Annotated in this window: 1 protein-coding gene; it reads left to right on the forward strand. The window is 65.6% G+C overall.

From position 1 onward, the window contains the following. The coding region (locus tag HU767_RS28415) for a non-ribosomal peptide synthetase (RefSeq protein ID WP_186731099.1) at nucleotides 1–5,077 on the forward strand (5,077 nt) is incomplete at both ends.

Below are 5,077 nucleotides of genomic sequence, written 5' to 3' on the forward strand. Positions count from 1 at the left end.
ACGTGAGCCTGTCCCTCAACGACGACGGCGAGCACATCAGCGGCCAGTTCGAATACGCCACCGACTTGTTCGATGAAAGCACCATCGCCCGATGGGGCCAGCATTTGCTGCACCTGCTCGATGCCATGCTCGACGATGCCACCCAGCCGCTGGCGACCTTGCCGTTGCTGGATAACCTGCAACGTCGCCAATTGCTCGGCGTTTTCAACCAGACCCACGCCCCCTTCCCCGAAGGCCGGCTGGTGCATGAATGGTTCGAGGAGCATGCACAAGCCCAGCCTCAGGCCCTCGCGGTCCAGGCGCAGGGCTCCTCGCTCAGCTATGCCGAACTCAATGCCCGGGCCAACCGCATCGCTCACCGCTTGATCGCCGCCGGCCTGCGCCCGGATGAACGCGTGGCGCTGCTGGTGGAACGCAGCCCCGAGATGATCATCGGCATCCTGGCCATCCTCAAGGCCGGTGGTGCCTACGTGCCGCTGGACCCGAACTATCCGCAGGATCGCTTGCAGCACATGCTCAGTGACAGCTCGCCTCGGGTACTGCTCAGCCAAGGCCGGCTGGCGGAACAATTGCCACCGCTGGAAATCGCGCAACTGTCGCTGGACGACTCGGCCGAAGGCGACGACCACGACCCACGGGTCGAAGGCTTGACCTCCCGGCACCTGGCCTACGTCATGTACACCTCCGGCTCCACGGGCAAACCGAAAGGGGTGATGCTCGAGCACCGTTCGGTGTGCAACCAGATCGGTGCCCTGCAAGAACGCTATGGCCTCAACCCTCGCGATCGCGTCCTGCAATTCGCCACCATGACGTTCGACATGTCGGTGGAAGAAATTTTTGGTGCACTGCTGTCCGGCGCTACCCTGGTGCTGCGCAGCGATGCCTGGATCGCCGGCACCGCAGCCTTCGCCACATTGTGCGAACAGCATGGGATCACCGTCGCGAACCTGCCGACAGTGTTCTGGCAACAGCTCAGCCGTGATCGACATGTGCCGCTGCCGACCTCGTTGCGCCAGTTCATGATCGGTGGCGAAGCGGTGGGCAAGCAGGCCGTGAGCCAATGGTTCGCCCGTGCCGGCCATCGCCCGGCGCTGTTCAATGCCTACGGCCCGACCGAGGCCACCGTGAACGCCTCGATCCGCCTGATGGAAAGCGACCACGACGATTTCCGCTCCATCGGCAAACCAGTGCGCAACACCCAGTTGCATGTGCTCGATGCCAGCGGCAACCTCGTCCCGCTCGGCGTTGCTGGCGAGATTCACATAGGTGGCGTCGGTGTCGCTCGCGGTTACCTCAATCGCCAGGCATTGACGGCCGAGCGTTTCATCGCCGACCCGTTCAGCACCGACCCGGACGCCCGCCTGTACAAGACCGGCGACCTCGGCCGCTGGCTACCTGACGGTACCCTGCAGTACCTGGGCCGCAATGACGACCAGGTGAAGATCCGCGGTTTCCGCGTGGAACTGGGTGAGATCGAAGCGCTCCTCGCCGGCTGCGCCGGTGTGCGTGAAGCGGTGGTGGTGGCCCAGGAGAGCCAACCGGGTCAATCGGACAGCAAGCGCTTGATCGCGTACCTGTGCGGTGAACCGGTGCCGGTGGAGCAGTTGCGCAGCGCATTGCTGGCGGCCCTGCCCGACTACATGGTGCCCAGCGCCTTCGTCCAACTCGAAGCCCTGCCGTTGACGCCCAACGGCAAGCTCGACCGCCGCGCCCTGCCCGCACCGGGCCAGGAAGCGTTCGCCAGCCGAGCCTACGAGGCCCCACGGGGCGAGGTCGAACAAATTGTCGCGACGGTCTGGCAAGACCTGCTGGGCATCGAGAAAGTCGGTCGGCATGACCGTTTCTTCGAACTCGGCGGACATTCGCTGCTGGCCGTGAGCTTGATCGATCGCCTGCGCCAACAGGGCCTGAGCGCCACGGTGCGCACCGTGTTCACCGCGCCCAGCCTGCGGGAGATGGCCCAGGCCTTGAATCGCAGCGATGAGCCCTTGTTCCTGGCCCCGGCCAACCGCATCCCGGCCGATTGCACGGCGCTGACACCGGACATGCTGCCCCTGGTGGAACTGACCCCGGCGCAACTGGAACGGATCGTCAGCGCCGTGCCTGGCGGCGCCGCCAACGTGCAGGACATCTACCCCCTGGCCCCGTTGCAACAGGGCATCCTGTTCCATCATTTGCTCGGGCACGAAGGCGACGCCTACCTGGTGCGCTCAATGATCGAGTTCGACAACCGCCAGCGCCTCGATGCCTTCACCGCCGCCTTGCAACAGGTGATCGACCGCCACGACATCCTGCGCAGTGCCGTCCATTGGATCGGCCAGCCACAAGCGGTCCAAGTGGTGCAGCGCCGGGCCGCGCTGCCGATCCACCCCATAACCCTGGCGGCCGATGAGGACCCGCGCGCCCAGCTGGAGCGCTTGAGCGATCCACGCCACCTGCGCCTGGATTTGCAACAGGCGCCGCTGATGCGCGCCTGCATCGCCCAGGATCCGCATTCCGAACGCTGGTGGCTGGCCCTGCTGGACCACCACATGATCAGCGACCACGTGTCCCTGGGCATCGTCCTCGAAGAAATCCAGCAACTGATGCAGGGCCAGGGCGCGCAGCTGCCGGCGCCGATGCCTTATCGGGAGTTTGTCGCCCAGGTGCTCGCCACGCCGCCCCAGGCCCATGAAGCCTATTTCACCCGGCGCCTGGCCAGTGTCGAGGAACCCACCGCACCGTTCGGTGTGCTGGACGTCCAGGGCGATGGCGCCCAGGTGGTCGAAACCAGCGTGCGTCTGGACCGCGACTTGAATCTGCGGATCCGCGCTCAAGCGCGCCTGGCCGGCGTGACACCGGCGGTGCTGTTTCATATCGCCTGGGCCCAGGTGCTCGGGCGCTGCACCGGCCGCGACGACGTGGTGTTCGGCACGGTGGTCGCCGGCCGTCTGCAAGGCTCGCTGGGCGCCGACCGGGCCCTTGGTGTATTCATCAACACCTTGCCGGTGCGGGTACGACTGGCCGGGTTTGGCGTCAGTGCGCTGGTGGACGAAACCTACCGCGACCTCAGCGAACTGCTCGCCCACGAACAGGCCTCCCTGGCCCTGGCCCAACGTTGCAGCGGTGTCGGCACGGGCCTGCCGCTGTTCACCACGCTGCTCAATTATCGCCATCAGACCGACGGTGGCTCGCTGGCCAACGAAGATCAGGTCTTGGCCTGGGACGGCGTGCGCTTCCTGAGCAACGAAGCCCGCACCAACTACCCGATCGAAGTGGCCGTGGCGGATGAAGGCGACGATTTCTCCGTGACCGCCCAATCCATCACCGGCATCGACCCGCAACGTATCGCCGCGTACCTGGCACAGGCCGTCACCACATTGGTCGACGCCCTTGAAAAAACTCCGGAACGCCTCGTCAGCCAACTGGACGTGCTGCCCGCCAGCGAGCGGCAATTGCTGCTGACGGACTTCAACCGCACCGCCAGTGATTTCGGCGCCGCGCAACCGATCCATCACCTGTTCGAAACCCAGGTCCAGGCCAACCCCAACGCCGTGGCCCTGGTCTGCGAAGAACAGCAACTGACCTACCGCCAGCTCAATCGCCGCGCCAATCACCTGGCCCGGCAGTTGCTCGCCCTCGGCGTCGAGCCCGACCAGCGCGTGGCGGTCTGTGCCGAGCGCAGCCTGGACATGATCGTCGGCCTGCTCGGTGTGCTCAAGGCTGGCGCCGCCTACGTGCCTATCGATCCGGCCCATCCCGCCGAGCGCATGGCCTTCATGCTCAACGACAGCCAACCACGGGCCTTGCTGAGCCAGTCGGCCTTGTCCTTGCCGTCCGGCGATCTGCCCCTGTTGTTGCTCGATACCCGCGAATCGCTGCAAGCGGCGGATGACGCTGATTGCGATGCGAATCCGCAGGTAGCGGGCCTGACCGCCGAACACCTGGCCTATGTAATCTACACCTCCGGTTCCACCGGCCAGTCCAAGGGCGTGATGGTCGAGCACCGCTCGGTGTTCAACTTCTGGCACGTGCTCGGCCGCACCACCCACCAGCACTGCCCGTCCCCGGCCACCGTGGCGCTGAATGCCGGGTTCTTCTTCGACATGTCGATCAAGGGCATCTCGCAGCTGTTCTCCGGCCACCGGCTGGTGATCATCCCGCAGTTGATCCGTGCCAGCGGCCATGAACTACTGGACTTCCTCGAGCAGCACCAGGTGCACGCCTTCGACTCCACGCCGTCGCAACTGGACACCCTGCTCGCCGCTGGCCTGCTGGAACGCAGCAGCTACCAACCGGTGAGCGTGCTGCTCGGCGGCGAGGCGATCAATGCCGCGACCTGGACGAAGTTGCGCGACTGCCCGAGCATCCGTTTCTACAACATGTACGGCCCGACCGAATGCACGGTGGACGCCACCATCGACCTGATCCGCGACCTCGGCGAACGCCCGAGCATTGGCCGGCCGATTGCCAACGTCCAGGTGCATGTGCTCGATGCCCTTGGTGAACCGACACCGTTGGGTGTGGCCGGTGAACTGCACATCGGCGGCGCCGGCGTGGCCCGGGGTTACCTGAACCGGCCCGAGCTGAGCGCCGAGCGTTTCGTCGCCGACCCGTTCAGCACCGCGCCGAACGCGCGGCTGTACAAGACCGGCGACCTCGGTCGCTGGTTGGCCGACGGCACGTTGGAATACCTGGGGCGCAATGATTTCCAGGTGAAAATCCGTGGCTTCCGCATCGAGTTGGGGGAGATCGAGAACGTCTTGCTCGGCTGTGCCGGTGTCACCGATGCCGTGGTGATCGCTCGCGAGGACAATCGCCTGGTGGCGTACCTGTGCGGTGAGCCGGCCAATGCCGAACAACTGCGCAGCACCCTGCTCAAGCACCTGCCCGAATACATGGTGCCCAGCGCCTTCGTCCACCTCGATGCCTTGCCCCTGACCGCCAACGGCAAGCTCGACCGCCGCGCCCTGCCAGCCCCCGGCCTGGAATCCCTGGCCAGCAAATCCTACGAAGCGCCCCTGGGCGACACCGAAATCGCCCTCGCCGGTATCTGGAAAGACCTGCTGCAACTGGATCAGGTCGGCCGCCACGACGG

The sequence above is a fragment of the Pseudomonas sp. SWRI179 genome (assembly GCF_014268705.1).
GTDB lineage: Bacteria > Pseudomonadota > Gammaproteobacteria > Pseudomonadales > Pseudomonadaceae > Aquipseudomonas > Aquipseudomonas zanjanensis.